Annotated in this window: 19 protein-coding genes; 10 read left to right on the top strand and 9 right to left on the bottom strand. The window is 59.0% G+C overall.

What is annotated here, in order from left to right; translation table 11 throughout:
* Positions 1-114: 114 nt before the first annotated feature.
* On the top strand, positions 115-495 hold the full coding sequence (locus tag ACMGGK_RS11220; protein ID WP_420277446.1) for a DUF4440 domain-containing protein: 381 nt from the start codon (positions 115-117) through the stop codon (positions 493-495).
* A 120-nt stretch (positions 496-615) separates the two neighbouring features.
* On the opposite strand, the gene ACMGGK_RS11215 is transcribed toward ACMGGK_RS11220, so the two are convergent.
* Together ACMGGK_RS11215 and ACMGGK_RS11210 are read right to left on the bottom strand one after the other, a co-directional pair.
* Positions 616-867 carry a GrpB family protein gene (locus tag ACMGGK_RS11215; protein WP_228009701.1) on the bottom strand — a complete coding sequence of 84 codons (252 nt, stop codon included), beginning with the start codon at positions 865-867 and terminating at the stop codon, positions 616-618.
* Positions 753-1,130 (bottom strand): GrpB family protein, encoded by a 378-nt coding sequence (locus ACMGGK_RS11210; RefSeq protein WP_228009702.1) that lies wholly within the window; start codon positions 1,128-1,130, stop codon positions 753-755. Before ACMGGK_RS11210 ends, ACMGGK_RS11215 begins: the two co-directional genes overlap by 115 nt.
* Positions 1,131-1,395: 265 nt before the next feature.
* On the opposite strand from ACMGGK_RS11210, the gene ACMGGK_RS11205 reads away from it, so the two are divergent.
* Positions 1,396-1,770 (top strand): VOC family protein, encoded by a 375-nt coding sequence (locus ACMGGK_RS11205; RefSeq protein ID WP_420276896.1) that lies wholly within the window; start codon positions 1,396-1,398, stop codon positions 1,768-1,770.
* Here the strand turns inward: ACMGGK_RS11205 and ACMGGK_RS11200 are convergent.
* A complete protein-coding gene (locus ACMGGK_RS11200) occupies positions 1,746-2,429 on the bottom strand; it encodes a GlxA family transcriptional regulator (RefSeq protein WP_420276895.1) in 684 nt (227 codons plus the stop codon). The two genes, ACMGGK_RS11205 and ACMGGK_RS11200, sit on opposite strands and share 25 nt — an antisense overlap.
* A gap of 7 nt (positions 2,430-2,436) precedes the next feature.
* Between ACMGGK_RS11200 and ACMGGK_RS11195 the strand changes: the two genes are divergently transcribed.
* The gene (locus ACMGGK_RS11195; protein ID WP_420276894.1) at positions 2,437-2,727 is read left to right on the top strand and encodes a hypothetical protein; all 291 of its coding nucleotides are present in this window, start codon (positions 2,437-2,439) and stop codon (positions 2,725-2,727) included.
* A 93-nt stretch (positions 2,728-2,820) separates the two neighbouring features.
* Here ACMGGK_RS11195 and ACMGGK_RS11190 read toward each other — a convergent pair whose 3' ends face one another.
* Positions 2,821-3,279, bottom strand: coding sequence for a YbaK/EbsC family protein (locus tag ACMGGK_RS11190; protein WP_016927702.1), 459 nt, complete (start codon positions 3,277-3,279; stop codon positions 2,821-2,823).
* Positions 3,280-3,446: 167 nt separating this feature from the next.
* On the opposite strand from ACMGGK_RS11190, the gene ACMGGK_RS11185 reads away from it, so the two are divergent.
* Positions 3,447-3,872, top strand: coding sequence for a DUF2231 domain-containing protein (locus ACMGGK_RS11185; protein ID WP_028127428.1), 426 nt, complete (start codon positions 3,447-3,449; stop codon positions 3,870-3,872).
* A gap of 10 nt (positions 3,873-3,882) precedes the next feature.
* A complete protein-coding gene (locus ACMGGK_RS11180) occupies positions 3,883-5,184 on the top strand; it encodes a PQQ-dependent sugar dehydrogenase (RefSeq protein ID WP_143779001.1) in 1,302 nt (433 codons plus the stop codon).
* A 40-nt stretch (positions 5,185-5,224) separates the two neighbouring features.
* Here the strand turns inward: ACMGGK_RS11180 and ACMGGK_RS11175 are convergent, their stop codons facing one another.
* Positions 5,225-5,833 carry a class I SAM-dependent DNA methyltransferase gene (locus ACMGGK_RS11175; RefSeq protein WP_049299256.1) on the bottom strand — a complete coding sequence of 203 codons (609 nt, stop codon included), beginning with the start codon at positions 5,831-5,833 and terminating at the stop codon, positions 5,225-5,227.
* Between the two features lie 244 nt (positions 5,834-6,077).
* Here ACMGGK_RS11175 and ACMGGK_RS11170 point away from each other — a divergent pair, with 244 nt between their 5' ends.
* The 3 genes from ACMGGK_RS11170 (at position 6,078) to ACMGGK_RS11160 (ending at position 9,059) form a co-directional block, all read left to right on the top strand.
* Complete coding sequence (locus tag ACMGGK_RS11170) at positions 6,078-6,464, top strand: DUF2946 domain-containing protein (protein WP_239044579.1); 387 nt, start codon at positions 6,078-6,080, stop codon at positions 6,462-6,464.
* 225 nt (positions 6,465-6,689) lie between these two features.
* Positions 6,690-8,756: a TonB-dependent copper receptor gene (locus ACMGGK_RS11165; RefSeq protein ID WP_420276893.1), complete on the top strand. Its 2,067-nt coding sequence runs from the start codon at positions 6,690-6,692 to the stop codon at positions 8,754-8,756.
* Between the two features lie 141 nt (positions 8,757-8,897).
* Positions 8,898-9,059, top strand: coding sequence for a hypothetical protein (locus ACMGGK_RS11160; RefSeq protein ID WP_016927696.1), 162 nt, complete (start codon positions 8,898-8,900; stop codon positions 9,057-9,059).
* 18 nt (positions 9,060-9,077) lie between these two features.
* Here the strand turns inward: ACMGGK_RS11160 and ACMGGK_RS11155 are convergent, their stop codons facing one another.
* On the bottom strand, positions 9,078-9,980 hold the full coding sequence (locus tag ACMGGK_RS11155; protein ID WP_420276892.1) for a LysR family transcriptional regulator: 903 nt from the start codon (positions 9,978-9,980) through the stop codon (positions 9,078-9,080).
* Positions 9,981-10,064: 84 nt separating this feature from the next.
* On the opposite strand from ACMGGK_RS11155, the gene ACMGGK_RS11150 reads away from it, so the two are divergent.
* Positions 10,065-10,841: an NAD(P)H-dependent oxidoreductase gene (locus ACMGGK_RS11150; protein WP_164052403.1), complete on the top strand. Its 777-nt coding sequence runs from the start codon at positions 10,065-10,067 to the stop codon at positions 10,839-10,841.
* Positions 10,842-10,856: 15 nt separating this feature from the next.
* Here the strand turns inward: ACMGGK_RS11150 and ACMGGK_RS11145 are convergent, their stop codons facing one another.
* Both ACMGGK_RS11145 and ACMGGK_RS11140 read right to left on the bottom strand, forming a co-directional pair.
* Positions 10,857-11,507, bottom strand: a complete 651-nt coding sequence (locus ACMGGK_RS11145) for a LysE family translocator (RefSeq protein ID WP_420276891.1) — start codon at positions 11,505-11,507, stop codon at positions 10,857-10,859.
* A 34-nt stretch (positions 11,508-11,541) separates the two neighbouring features.
* Positions 11,542-12,153 (bottom strand): NAD(P)H-dependent oxidoreductase, encoded by a 612-nt coding sequence (locus ACMGGK_RS11140; RefSeq protein ID WP_164052400.1) that lies wholly within the window; start codon positions 12,151-12,153, stop codon positions 11,542-11,544.
* Positions 12,154-12,255: 102 nt separating this feature from the next.
* Here ACMGGK_RS11140 and ACMGGK_RS11135 point away from each other — a divergent pair, with 102 nt between their 5' ends.
* Positions 12,256-12,615, top strand: coding sequence for a winged helix-turn-helix transcriptional regulator (locus ACMGGK_RS11135; RefSeq protein WP_049299265.1), 360 nt, complete (start codon positions 12,256-12,258; stop codon positions 12,613-12,615).
* A gap of 4 nt (positions 12,616-12,619) precedes the next feature.
* Here the strand turns inward: ACMGGK_RS11135 and entS are convergent, their stop codons facing one another.
* Positions 12,620-13,903, bottom strand: coding sequence for an enterobactin transporter EntS (entS, locus tag ACMGGK_RS11130; protein ID WP_049299268.1), 1,284 nt, complete (start codon positions 13,901-13,903; stop codon positions 12,620-12,622).
* Between the last annotated feature and the right edge of the window lie 53 nt (positions 13,904-13,956).

Genomic DNA, 13,956 nt, shown 5'->3' with positions numbered 1-13,956 from the left:
TATCCGGTTTGATTTTCAACCGTTACGACAGGAATCACATCCGCTTAAATCTGAACCCCTGTGTGAGTTTCTTGTCTCCAGATTTCACGTAGCGCGATCAAAAAGGAGGGCATGTTGACCCATTTTGCAGAGTGGCTTAGCCAAATTCAGGCGCTTGAGGTTGAACTGCACCAGCCAACGACGTGCTGCGCTCCAAAACGTGTCGCGGCATTGTTGCATGAAGACTTTGAAGAGATCGGTCGTTCAGGGCTGCGCTATGACAAACGCCAGACCGTTGCGGCGCTGGAGATGGAAACGGATTATCCGCCGATTTTCGCCGAAGCTTTTAAGCTGGCGCAAATCAGCGAAGGTGCCGTGTTGCTGACGTATAAAAGTTTTCAGCGTGACGCACAGGGCCGCGCCGTTCGTTGCACTGAGCGCTCATCGATTTGGCTCCTGAAAGATAAAGAGGGTTGGCAGATGCGATTTCATCAAGGTACGCCGACTGATGATTGATTGCGTTTAAAAGCGGCGAGTGACAGTAAGCCTGGCGGGAAAATGGAATGTCGGAATGATAACGTTGAAGGTGAGGCGAGAGATGATGTGCAGGGCTAATCCCGGTGCGTATCCAGCATTTCAATTTAACATAATATACATTATGCGCACCAAGATGAAGGTATGTGGATTCTGCCGTCCAGGCCTGATTCTTGGGGTTTCTCCTGCGGCCAACCAGGCCAGCGCCAACTGCTCGTGCCGTTGAATAAATTCGGTTTTCAACCGGCCATAAGCCGCTGGGTTTTGCCGGCAGTCTTCTGCTGCCTGGCATTTGATTGCCGCGTATTGCTGAGCAACATCATGATGCTTACGCAGATAATCTCTGAACGCCAAATGTCTGATCGCCTGTTCACTCTCCGCAATAATGCATGCACGCGATGCGTGCGCTTGCCGTTCTCGCCACGCGGCGTATATCCCATGTCACGCATCCTGTCATTCAAGCTATCCAACGCCGCCAGACTTTCAACCTCCAGCAATATATCAATCGTTGGTTTGGCTGCCAGTTCCGGTACTGCTGTGCTGCCGATATGATGAATGGCCGTTAAAACGCCAGCCAATAATCTCGCGTAGTTTCGATGCGCGCTGCCATTTTCCACTTCAATAATGATGACCGGGCATGATTTTCAATGGCGCGTACCTGCCGGTATTGGCCAAGCATCCCCCTGCTTTTTTGATCGCGCTACGTGAAATCTGATAAAACGTAGCGGCTACGATACTGCAGATTTCTCTAAAACGCGTCATTTAAGCGGACAGTATTTGCACGCTAAATGCGCATTGGCGCGCGTTTGATCGCTTTCGGCACGCACCGCGGCGTTGGCTATACTGAATGGGAACATTCCTCCTCGCTCCAGGAGCCTCCCCATGTTTGATCATGTGAAATTTGGCGTCAGCGACTTTGCCCTCAGCAAAGCGTTTTTCCTCAATGCGCTGGCGCCACTGGGCGTAAAAATCGTTGCCGAAGGCGACCCCGGCTATGGCATTGAGTTGTGTCCCGAACGGGGTAATGTGTCATTGTGCCTGTTTCAAACCGATGAAAAACCGGCGCATCTGCACCTGGCATTTGCCGCAAGCAGCCGTGAGCAGGTCGATGCGTTCTACCACGCCGCGCTAAACGCCGGCGGCAATTTGGCAGCCCCATCGCGGAGTAAAATATTCTGTAGGCTGATGTCATTGACGCTGCTCTTCCCTACTCTCCTTATATCTGAAGTCCCTCAGCCTTCAGTATGGCGTACCTGACGACGAATAACTTGCGGCGGCTGCCCAATCGTACGAATAAAAGCGCGTCGCATGCGTTCTCTGTCGATAAATCCTGTTTGCCTGGCGATCTCATCCAGTGAACTGTTGCTCTCCTCTAACATCGCCCGCGCCGATTCCAGCCGCAGATACTCAACGGCCCTTGCCGGCGACTGTCCGGTTTCCGCCTGAAAGATACGGCTGAATTGACGAGGCGACAGATTCGCCACGTCGGCCAGTTCTTCAATATTTAGACGACGGTCCAGATTGCGGCGCGCATAGGTCAGCACCTTCTGAATGCGATCGGTTTTCGGTTCCAGCTCCAGTAGTGACGAGTACTGCGATTGTCCGCCCGTGCGGCGATGGTAAAGCACCAGTTTTCGCGCTATAGACCGGGTGATATCGGGACCCAAATCACTTTCGATCAACGCCAGAGCGAGGTCGATAGCCGCTGTCATCCCTGCTGATGTCCAGTACGGACCATCGCAAACAAATATCCGGTCTTCTTCAACCTGTATCTTCGGGTAGCGCTGCTTGAGTTCCCGGGCATACATCCAGTGCGTGGTGGCGCGATGTCCGTCCAGCATTCCGGCTTCCGCAAGCAAAAACGTCCCAATACACGCTGCTGCGACCCGACGGGCGAATGGCGCGGCGCGGCGCACGAACGCGATGGTTTACCATGCCAGAAGTACTGAACTTTCCCGCATAATGAAGGCGTTAGGCTACACCGTTCAGGTCCATGGTTTATCCGTCTTAATCAACCTGCCAGACGGCTCTCAGGATCGCACCATTGCGCATTACGCCTATAACTTTGGCCTGGCGCCATCCCCGCTTTCAGCCTGGTATCAGTCAGGGGTAGCGGAAAAGTCCGGTCTGTTGCTTGGCGTATCAGGCAAGGAAGGCGAATCACTCCTCCATGCCTGCGAGCGGCTGGATCGATTGATCCGTAAACTCGCTTAACGGCCCCTTGCGATTATCGTATTGACGAAGTGAGTGACATTTCAAACGGGCTAAATCGGGTGACTTTTTAATCTTGCAATAACACACTTGCAGTTACCCTGTCACGTCAATCCACTCCGCTCCGGTGATGCTGGCCAGCCGTTGCGGCGCAATTCTCACGCCTGAGTTATCACTGCCGCCTGCCGGAAGCACTTCACTGTAGCTGCACAGGCTGCGATCGCAGTAAACTCTCACCGTTGCCGGTGCGGCAAAGGGGCAAACGCCGCCGGGCGGATAGCCGGTCAGCGCCTCCACCTCCTCCGCCGGCAGCATGCGTGCCTTTACGCCAAAGAATTGCTTGTACTTCTTGTTATCGATTCTGGCGGTTCCCGCCATCACCAACAACACCACGCCGTCGTTCACGCGAAACGAAAGCGTCTTGGCGATCTGCCCGCCCTCCACGCCAAAGGCTTCCGCCGCCAGCGCTACCGTCGCGGTGTTCTTTGCCAGCACCGTCACCGCCGTTTCCGGCGCGTGCTCGGCCAGAAATCGCTGAACGCGCTCTACACTCATGCCCTTCCTCCAGATGTTGCTAAGCCATTGATAATGCCGTGGTGACGGTTTCGGTTTTAACATCGCATGCTAAAAATGAGAATCAAAATTGTTCAAATCGGTGAATCTGAACAAAGCTTTAAGGGGCCAACGCCTTTTTATCTATCATTTTTCATGGAGATACCAGTATGACCACGCAAACGACAGCAAGGCCTTCAGCGGCCGCGGTGGCCGTCTATGAATGGCTCAATCCGATACCCTATGGATTTTTTACCGCGGCGCTCATTTTCGACATCATCTATGCCTGCACGGCGAATATTCAATGGGTCAATGGTGCCAGTTGGCTGATCGCCATCGGCCTGATTTTTGCCATCATTCCCCGACTGATTAACCTGGTGCAGGTGTGGTTCGGCAGCGGCCGGCTACAGGGCTTATCGGTCAAGCTCCATTTCTGGCTGAATCTGTTGGCCATCGTTCTCGCCATTATCAACGCTTTCGTGCATAGCCGGGATGCGTATGCCGTGGTGCCGCAAGGCCTGGTGCTGTCTGCGATCGTGGTCGCGCTGCTGAGCTTCGCCAACATTCTGCTGGCCGTGAGCGCCCGCGCAAAATAAGGAGGTTTTCATGAAGCTATCATCCATCGCGATTGCGCTTTCGGCCGTACTGGCGCTGGCCGGCTGCGATAACAGTGCCGTCATTTCGCCGGAACAACAAATGGGGCCGGATCCGGCATTGCCGGCGGCGCAAGATTTCCTGATGCCGCCGATGCAGGTGCCAAAGGGCGTGGGCTGGCAGCAAAACCAGATGCCGAAAGTCGCCGAAGGCTTGAAAATCGACAAGGTGGCAGACGGTTTGCTGCACCCGCGTCAGTTGCTTACCCTGCCCAACGGCGATGTGTTGGTGGTGGAGGCCAACGGGCCGGGCACCGAAGCGGTCAGCACACCCAAGCAGCTGATCGCCGGGCTGGTTAAGGGGCAGTCAGGTAAAGGGGGAAAAGGTGGTAACCGCATCACCCTGTTGCGCCCCACCGCCGACGGCAGCTGGGAAAAGCATGTCTTCCTCGAGGGGCTCGATTCTCCATTCGGCGTTCAGCTGATTGGCAACACCCTGTATGTGGCCAACACCGGCAATATCATGCAGTACGCCTATCAGCCGGGCGAAACGCGCATCAGCGATCCGGGTAAAGAGCTGGCCGATCTGCCGGACACCATCAACCATCATTGGACCAAGGCCCTGCTGGCCAGCCTGGACGGTAAAAAGCTGTATGTCGGCGTTGGATCCAACAGCAACATCACCGAAAACGGCCTGGCCGTAGAGTACCGGCGCGCCGCCGTGTTGGAAGTGGACACCGCCTCCGGCGCCAGCCGCATCTTCGCCAGCGGCCTGCGCAATCCGACCGGGCTGCAGTGGGAACCGCACAGCGGCAAGCTGTGGGCCATCGTCAACGAGCGTGACGAGATCGGCGCCGATCTGGTGCCGGACTACCTGACCTCGGTACAGGACGGCGGCTTCTACGGCTGGCCTTACAGCTATTTCGGCCAGCACGTCGATCGTCGGGTGCAGCCGGCGCGGCCGGATCTGGTGGCGAAAGCCATCAAGCCGGACTACGCCCTCAGCTCGCACGTCGCGCCGCTGGGGCTGCTGTTCTACACCGCAAGCGCTCTGCCGGCCGACTATCGCGGCGGCGCCTTTGTCAGTGAGCACGGCAGTTGGGATCGCTCGCCGCTGAACGGCTACCGGGTCAGCTACGTGGCGTTCGAACAAGGCAAGCCGGTCGGTAAACTCAAAGCGGTAGTCACCGGCTTTGTCTCCGACGACGAGAAGGAACTCTATGGCGCACCGGTTGGATTAGCGGTCGACAAGGCCGGCGCCCTGCTGATTGCGGATGACGTGGGCAACACCGTTTGGCGCGTCAGCGCTAAATAACGTTAACGTGCAGGTTCCGATGAACCTGCACGTGACGTTGTCACTTGATGCTTTGCGCCAACCAGACCGTTCTTCCCCCGCAGGCGGGATCTTCCACCACATGATCGACCACGCGGAAGCCGTTCTCCTGCAGCAGGCGCGTATACTCCTCCGGCGCCAGGCTGGCGTGAAACAGCGGCTGGCCTTCGAAATTGCCGATCGCCACGCCGTCTTCAGGGCCGCTGGTGAACATCAGTGCGGCATGCGGCTTGGCGTGCCGTCTGAACAGTAGAAACATGCGGCGCTGATCGTTGCGCGCCAGATGGAAGAAGCTGTCCCAGGCCAGCAGGCCGTCGAATCTTGTCGCCAGATTCAGCCGGCGCATGTCCATCTGCCGCCACTCCTGCTGTGGAAAACGCTGCCGGCAGCGCGCGATCATCGCCTGCGCGCCGTCGATGCCGGTGACTCGATACCCTTGTTCGATAAAATAGGCGGCGATCGGCGCGCCATTGCCGCAGCCGAGATCCAGCAGCCGCGCGTTGGCCGGGGTAAGCTGCAAAAAGCGGTCGAGCCACGGCCGCTCGAACAGCGTGGTGGGTCTGAGGCGTTCCCAGGCGGCGGCATGTTCGTCATAAAGCGGAATAATCGTGCTCGCCAGTTCTTCCGTCATTAATATTGTCCCCGTCACGTTAGTGGCGCAATAAAAATAGCCTTTGGTCAGAATTAAAGCGCTTATCCGATAATATATTCATCAACAGGCCGTTGACCAGAAATAAAAGGTTTTAACATTTCGACATAAACCAGTACAATTCCCTCCCCTGTGTTAACCCTTTTTTAGGTTGATTGTGTCGTTAATTCAGCCCTCTGCATCGCGAAATCGGGCCGCCGCCTGGTTAGGGGTGTTTGCCATTCTGATGTTGTTCATTGCGCCGGTGATCTCGCGATCTCTGGAGCATGTACGCGCCGGAAGTGCTGGAACGGCCGTCATGGCGGATTGCGGCATGGATATGCCGATGCATCACGGGATGCACTCGCCGCCGTCTGAACCTGAAAAAGCCTCGCAGCCGCTGATGCAGCACGGCGGCGGCCACCACAACATGGCGATGATGATGGACGACAGCGCCTGCGGCTACTGCGTGCTGTTGCTGCACGCGCCGCTGCTGGACGTGAGCCACGCCCCGCTGTTCTGGTCTCAGTCGCTGGCTTCGCGCCCGCCGCCGATCCGCTATCTCGTTCCCCTGTTTGCCCACGTCGTTCACACCGAATTACAGCCGCGCGCGCCCCCCCTCTCTTTCCTCTGATTTAACAATAAGCCCATTGCCGTTCTCTGTATTGCCGTTGATCGCTTCAACCCGGCGGAATTAATTCGCCCAACGATTAAGCACCGAGACGACATTATTAATCCGGTTATTTCCACGCTGATGGAATTAACCCCCGTATTTACCGATGGTGATTTTCGCCAGGCCGCCCCACGCCTGAATAATCCCTCGGCCAAGAACGGAAAAAAGTTAGCTTAAGGAAAGATGATGTTTAAACCCGTTTATAAAAAGAACGCCGCCGCCCGCGCCATCACCGCCGCCATGCCGCTGTTCCTGCTGGCTGGCCACGCGGCGCAGGCGCATCAGCACCCTGCCAACACACAGGTTAATGATGGCGACGTGATCACCGTCACCGCACCGCTCTACTCTCCGCTGACCATCGTGACGTCACCGAAAACTCCGCGTCAGCCGGTGCCGGCCAGCGATGGCTCGGACTACCTGAAAACCATTCCCGGTTTTTCTCAGATCCGCAACGGCGGCACCAACGGCGATCCGGTGTTCCGCGGCATGTTCGGTTCGCGGTTGAAGATCCTCACCGACGGTTCGGAAATGCTGGGCGCCTGCCCATCGAGAATGGATGCGCCCACCTCTTACATCTCGCCGGAAAGTTTCGATCTGCTGACCATCACCAAAGGGCCGCAGACGGTGCTGTGGGGACCGGGATCGTCGGCGGGCACCGTGCGTTTCGAACGTGAACGCCCACGCTTCGACAAGCCGGGCGTCAAGGGCAACGCCAGCGTGCTGACCGGCTCCAACGGCCGCTGGGACGAGAATATCGACGCCAGCCTCGGCGCCGAGCAAGGTTACTTGCGGATGATGGCCAACAAATCTCGTTCCAACGATTATCAGGACGGCACCAATACGCGCGTGCCGTCGCGCTGGGACAAGTGGAACGGCGATCTGGCGCTCGGCTGGACGCCGGACAACGATACGCTGCTGGAAGTGACCATGGGCCGCGGCAACGGCGAAGCGCGCTATGCCGGCCGCAGCATGGACGGTTCGCAGTTCAAGCGCGAAAGCCTGGGCATGCGGGTGGAAAAATCCAACATCGGCGAGGTGCTGGATAAGCTGGAAGCGCAGGTCTACTACAATTACGCCAACCACGTGATGGACAACGTCACCCTGCGCTCACCGGGCAGCGGCGGCATGGGTGGGCACGGTGGCCATGGCGGTATGGGCATGGGCGGCCATGGCGGACATATGATGTCCTCCGGCATGACGATGCAGCTCGATCGCCGCACCGTTGGCGGCCGCGTAATGGGCACCTGGCTGTGGCAGGACGTGAAGCTGGAAAGCGGCCTGGACACCCAAACCAACACCCATCGCAGCATGAGCCGCGGCAGCTGGGAAAAAGACGCCCAGTTCAACAGCTACGGCGCCTTCAGCGAACTGACCTGGTCCACCAGCGAACAGGATAAACTGATCGGCGGCGCGCGTCTCGATCGCACCCTGGTGGAAAACTTCCGCAACGGCGGCGACGCGGAGCGTTCCGACACCCTGCCGAGCGGTTTTATGCGCCTGGAACACACGCTGGCCGAGCTGCCGCTGATGCTGTACGCCGGCGTCGGTTATACTGAGCGTTTCCCGGATTACTGGGAGCTGTTCTCGCCGAAGCTCGGCCCGAATGGCAGCAAGGATCCGTTCTCCAGCGTCAAGAGCGAGAAAACTACGCAGCTCGACATCGGCGCACAATACAACGGCAAGCGCTTCAACGGCTGGATCTCCGCTTATGTGGGCCGCGTCGATGATTTCATCCTGTTCAAATACGATCCGCACAATGCGCGTCTCAGCCAGGCCGATAACGTCAACGCCAACATCATGGGCGGCGAAATGGGCATGGGTTATCAGTTGAGCGAGCACTGGAAAACCGACGCCAGCCTGGCCTACTCCTGGGGCAAAAACACCAGCGACGGCCGCCCGCTGCCGCAGATCCCGCCGCTGGAGGCGCGTCTGGGGCTGACCTACGAGTACGGCGACTGGAGCGGCACCGGGCTGTGGCGTTTGGTCAGCAGCCAAAACCGCGTGGCGATCAACGAAGGCAACGTGGTGGGCAAAGACTTTGCCGAAAGCGCCGGCTTCGGCGTGCTCTCCGCGAACGCCGCCTACAAGGTGAATAAAAACGTCAAGCTGAGCGCCGGTCTGGATAACATCCTGAACAAGACCTACAGCGAGCACCTCAACCTGGCGGGCAACAGCGCCTTCGGCTATTCGGCCAACAGCACGGTGAATGAACCGGGCCGCACCCTGTGGGCCAAGGTTAACGTCACCTTCTAAACCGTTCACCGGGCGATGGGCAACCGTCGCCCGGTCATGCGATATGCGATCCGGTTCTTAGGATATGAGTTTTAAGTTTTTCCCATTCGGTTAGGCGGCGATTACTATCGTCCTCAGGTTAATCATGGTCCCGGAGGGAATATGCAAAAGATCACTCGTTTTCTGGCCCTGCTCGGCGAGCTGATGATCGAAAAAGCCGAAGACGCCGCGCCGCAAGCTGCTCAGCCTGACGATCGCGACGACGCGTTGCCACCGCGCCTCGAACGTGGCGTTCCGCTGGCCGACCGCTTCCTGTTCATGTAATTTCCCGCGCTGTTTACATTAGCCCGATAACACTGAACGCACGATATGTTCGCGCAGCCACCGGTGAGCGGGATCCCGATGCGATCGTTCGTGCCACAGCATCGTCATTTCAAAACCCGGCACCGCCAACGGCGGTTTGAGTTGCTGCAATAACGGTTGGTTGCGCACCAGCCGCTCCGGCAACATCGCCACCAAATCGGACTGCGTCAGTACCGAGATCACGAAGAGAAAATGCGGCACGGAAAGCACCACGCGCCGCGTCAGCCCCACGTCCGCCAGCGCCTGGTCGGTGATGCCGTAGAAACCGCCACCGTCCGGCGAAACCATCACCTGCTCCAATAGGCAGAATTGCGCCAGCGTCAGGTTTTCATGCAGCTTAGGGTGACCGACTCTGCCCACCAGCACATAGCGTTCACGGAATAGCGTACGCTGACGCAGACCGGGTGGCGCACCTTCGCGGGTGTGAAACGCCAGATCGATCTCTCCCTGTTCCGCCAGTTTGGCGATGCGTGACGGCGCGGTTTCCAGCACCGCCAGCCGGGTGCCGGGCGCCGCCGTGCGCAAACCGTTCAGCGCCGGCAGGACGATGGTGGATTCGCCGTAGTCGAAGGCGGCCACACGCCAGATATCGGTCGCCACAGCGGGATCGAACGGCGTCGCCGGCGTCACCGCCAACTCAAGCGCCGCCAGCGCCTGACGCAGCGGTTCCCGCAGTTGCTCCGCTCTGGCGGTCGGACGCATGCCGCGCGGGCCGGGCAACAGCAGCGGATCGTCAAAGATCGCCCGCAGTTTGGCGAGATGCACGCTGACTGCCGGCTGAGAGAAATTGAGCCGCTGCGCCGCGCGCGTGACGTTGTGCTCAGCCAGCAGCGCGTCGAGCGTCACCAGCAGATTGAGATCCAGCCGCCTTAAATTATTCATGCTTATACCTGGGATAACGGTAATTCATTTCTAATATACCTCGTGACGCCCTACTCTGCAGCTCTCACACCAAGGAGCGTTGTTATGAATGTGCTGATTGTTTACGCCCACCCGGAGCCGCAGTCGCTGACCGGCTCACTGAAAAACTTCGCCGTTGAGCGCCTGACGCAGGCCGGCCATCAGGTACAGGTGTCCGATCTGTACGCCATGAAGTGGAAAGCGGCACTTGACGCCAACGACAGCCTGGAAGGCGCATCAGGGCCCCGTTTCGATCCTTCGCTGGATTCCCGGCGCGCGTTTGCCAACGGCGTGCAGAGCGCCGATATCGAACGGGAGCAGCAAAAATTGCGCTGGGCGGACGCGGTGCTGTTGCAGTTTCCGCTGTGGTGGTTCTCGATGCCGGCGATGCTGAAAGGCTGGTTCGAGCGTGTCTATGCCTATGGTTTTGCCTATGGCGTCGGTGAGCATTCCGATACCCATTGGGGCGATCGTTACGGCGAGGGTATGTTGGCAGGCAAACGGGCGATGCTGATCGTCAGCGCCGGCGGCTGGGAATCCCATTACGCCCCACGCGGCATTAACGGGCCGATCGACGATATCCTGTTTCCGATCCAGCACGGCATACTGCATTACCCGGGATTCGAGGTGTTGCCGCCGTTCGTCACCTACCGCGCCGGTAAGACCGACGAGACGCGCTTTGCCGCCCTGTGCGAACAGCTCGGACAGCGGCTCGATAATCTGTGGCACACCGAGCCGATTCCGTTTCGGCGGCAGAACGCCGGTGACTACCTGATCCCGCAGCTGACGCTGAAAGCCCATCTGGCGCCGGGGCAAGACGGTTTTAGCATTCACCTGAAATAGCGCGAGCCGCTCCCCTTATCGCGGCGCTGACACAGCGCCGCCCCCGAGGAGGAGTTTGGCGCCCAATCCCATCATGACCACGCCCGTAAATCGCTGCTGCCAGACCAACAAACGGGGATTGCGGGCGAGCCATTGCCCCACGGTGCCGGAGGCCATAGCGACAGAGCCCAGCGAAAGGATCCCGGCCAGCTTCTGAATGGAACCTAAAACGAGCAATTGCAACCAAACCGGCCCGGTTTCAGGGTTAACAAACTGCGGGAGAAAAGCAAACATGAACAGCAGCGACTTAGGGTTGGTCAGGCTGTTAATCGCCCCTTCTTTCACCGCCTGCCACCCGGTCATCATCCGGGGTTTCAGCACGGCATCGGAACGCTGCCGGCTTACCTTCAGCATTTTTATCCCCAGCCAGACCAGATAGGCGGCCCCAACCCAACGCAATACGTCCAACGCCAGCGGATAACTATGCAACAGCGTGACGAGGCCGAGCACCAGCATGGAAACCTGCACCATACCGGCGACAAAAACCATGCCGAAAACATTGAGCAGCGCGATGCGACGACCTTGGCCGATACCCCGGGCCAGCGTGAGCATCATATCCGGTCCGGGAGAGAGTTCCAGAAGGGTGAGTGCAACAAGAAAAGCAATAAACGTTTCGGCTGAAGGCATGGGGTTATCACCGGCGCGTCAAAGAATACGGCAATCATATTCCTCCCCGGACATTCGCAACAGCACTATCAGACGCATCCGGGGCGTGTCGTTCATTCAGGGCGGCGAGAAATGCCTGATAGCCTTGCGCGCTGCGATCCAATTCGTGGGATTGCAGCGGCTCCACCGCCCCGTCCGAAGCGGCTTCCTTGCCGTAAAAGGCAAAGAACGAAGCATAGTCGGCCCGCACGTAATCGGCGGTCACTTCAAACGGCCGGAAGATCTCCTCCAGCGAGTAGCGATAACGCCCGTCGCGCGCGTAATCTTCTGCGCGCACGCCCGCCGTGACCGCCAGCGCCAGTTTCTTGTTCTGCATCTTATAGCCGCTGCGGGAACCGTAGGCCCAGCCGTAGGTGAGCACGTCGTCCAGCCATTTTTTCAGCAGCGGCGGGCTGCTGAACCAGTAAATCGGGAACTGCAGCACGATGTTGTCATGCGCTTCAATCAACTGCTGTTCTTTGGCGACATCGATCTGCCAGTCCGGATAGGCCTGATGCAATTCGTGCACGGTATACAGCGCCGGATAGCGGCGCAGTTCCTCCAGCCAACGTTTGTTGACCACCGAGTTCGCCATATCGGGATGTGTTACTACCACCAAGGTTTTCATACTGATCTCTCCAGTCAGGTGTTTCGACGCATCTTAGGGTATGCTGACAGAATGTAAAATACGCACACTCACGACACATACTTACCCTGGAGAAAGTATAAAATGACCGCCGAATCCCGCTGCAGCCCAACGGGCATCAGCCTCGAAGACACCGGCTATGGCTACACCCTGTCGGTGATCAACGGCAAATATAAAATGATTATTCTCTACTGGCTGGCGCTGTATAAGCCGGTATTGCGGTTCAACGAACTGCAGCGCTGCATCGGCACTATTTCGTACAAAACGCTCAGTTCGACGCTGAAAGAGCTGGAAAAAGATCGCCTGGTGGTGAGAAAGGAGTATCCGCAGATCCCGCCCAAGGTGGAGTACAGCCTGTCCGAGCGCGGACGTTCGCTGATCCCGGTGATCGACATGATGTGTAACTGGGGGGAGCAGCACCGGCCGGAACAGCCGGTGCCGTGAGGGGTTAGTTGTCCGCCGCCGCTGAGGTTGCTGGCGCGGGTTCATCGTGCTCAACCAGCGCGTCCGCCGGCCGGCACTGGCGCAGCGTGCGTACGCTGAAAGCCACCAGCACGCCCAACAAGGCGGCGAATGCGCCAAACGACAGCACGCTCATCAACGGGGTAAATACCCGGCCCAGTACGCCGAGCCCCAGCGCGCCGATCGAATCGCCGGTTACGTCCTGCGCGGTGCCGAGGCTGTTCACCCGCCCCAGCAGATGGTCCGGCGTGTTGCTCTGGATCAGCATGAACTGCAGAAGTGAGGCGATGGCGTTGGCGTAGCCGTAGCACACCAGCGCCAGCAGCGCCGGCGCCAGGTGGCTGAACAGCCCCAGTGACGCGATGGCGGTAAACGCAACGATGGCGGCGATCAGGATCAGCACGCCAGGGCGAGCGTATCGCCCCACCCAGCCGCTGGTCAGCGCGCCCAGCATCGCACCGAGCGGCACCGCGGAGTACATCAGGCCGATAGAGGACGCCCCGACGTGGTAAGCGTCCTGCGCCAGCGCCGGGAACAGCACCCTGACGGCGCCGACGATGCTCATCAGCATCCCCAGCAGCACCACCGAGCCGACCACCTTATTGCGCCAGACAAACTGGAAGCCGCTGGCGAGCGCGCGCAGCGGGTGTTCCGGCTCCTGCTGCTGCGGCAACAGCGTCGGCAAGCGCACCAGCGGCACAAGGGTGCCCAGCGTCCCGGCCGCCGCGACGGCAAACGCCAGCCCCACGCCGCCGAACACGATGATAATCCCGCCCAGCGCCGGCGCCAGGATCGCGCCGATGCGCACCGTCACCATGCTCAAGGCCCCCGCCGCCGCCAGGTTTTCGCGCCCGACCAGCAGCGGGATCACCGCCATCAGCGCCGTCATGCCCAGCGCGCCGAAGAAGCCGTCCCAGGCCGCCAGCAGGTAGAGCGCCCACAGCGACGGCGCCGGGGCGAAGGCGTTCAGACTCAGGGCGACAAAGCCCAGCCCGCAGGTGCCGCGCGCGAACAGGATCAGCTTACGGCGATCGTAGCGATCGGCGAGTACCCCGCCCAGCATCAGGCCGATAAACATGCCCACCCCGTCCAGCGCCACCGCCACGCCCACCTGCAACGTGGAGCCGGTCATCGCCTGGATCTGAATCGGCACCCCCACCGCCAGCATGCCGAGGGAAAACACCGACAGCATGCGGGCGCAGAAAATCGCGCGGAAATGCGCATTGCTTCTCAGCAAACTGAAATCAAGAAAAAAAGAAGGTCTGGCCATAGTGTCCTGCATATCATGTTTTAGTACGGGCCGTGGCGCACGCCCCGGCCCGG

Origin of the sequence: Serratia sp. BNK-33-b (assembly GCF_048684565.1) — a bacterium.
Lineage (GTDB): Bacteria > Pseudomonadota > Gammaproteobacteria > Enterobacterales > Enterobacteriaceae > Serratia > Serratia marcescens.
The sequence above is the reverse complement of the archived record's forward strand: the minus strand, read 5'-3'. Positions and strand labels throughout refer to the sequence as shown.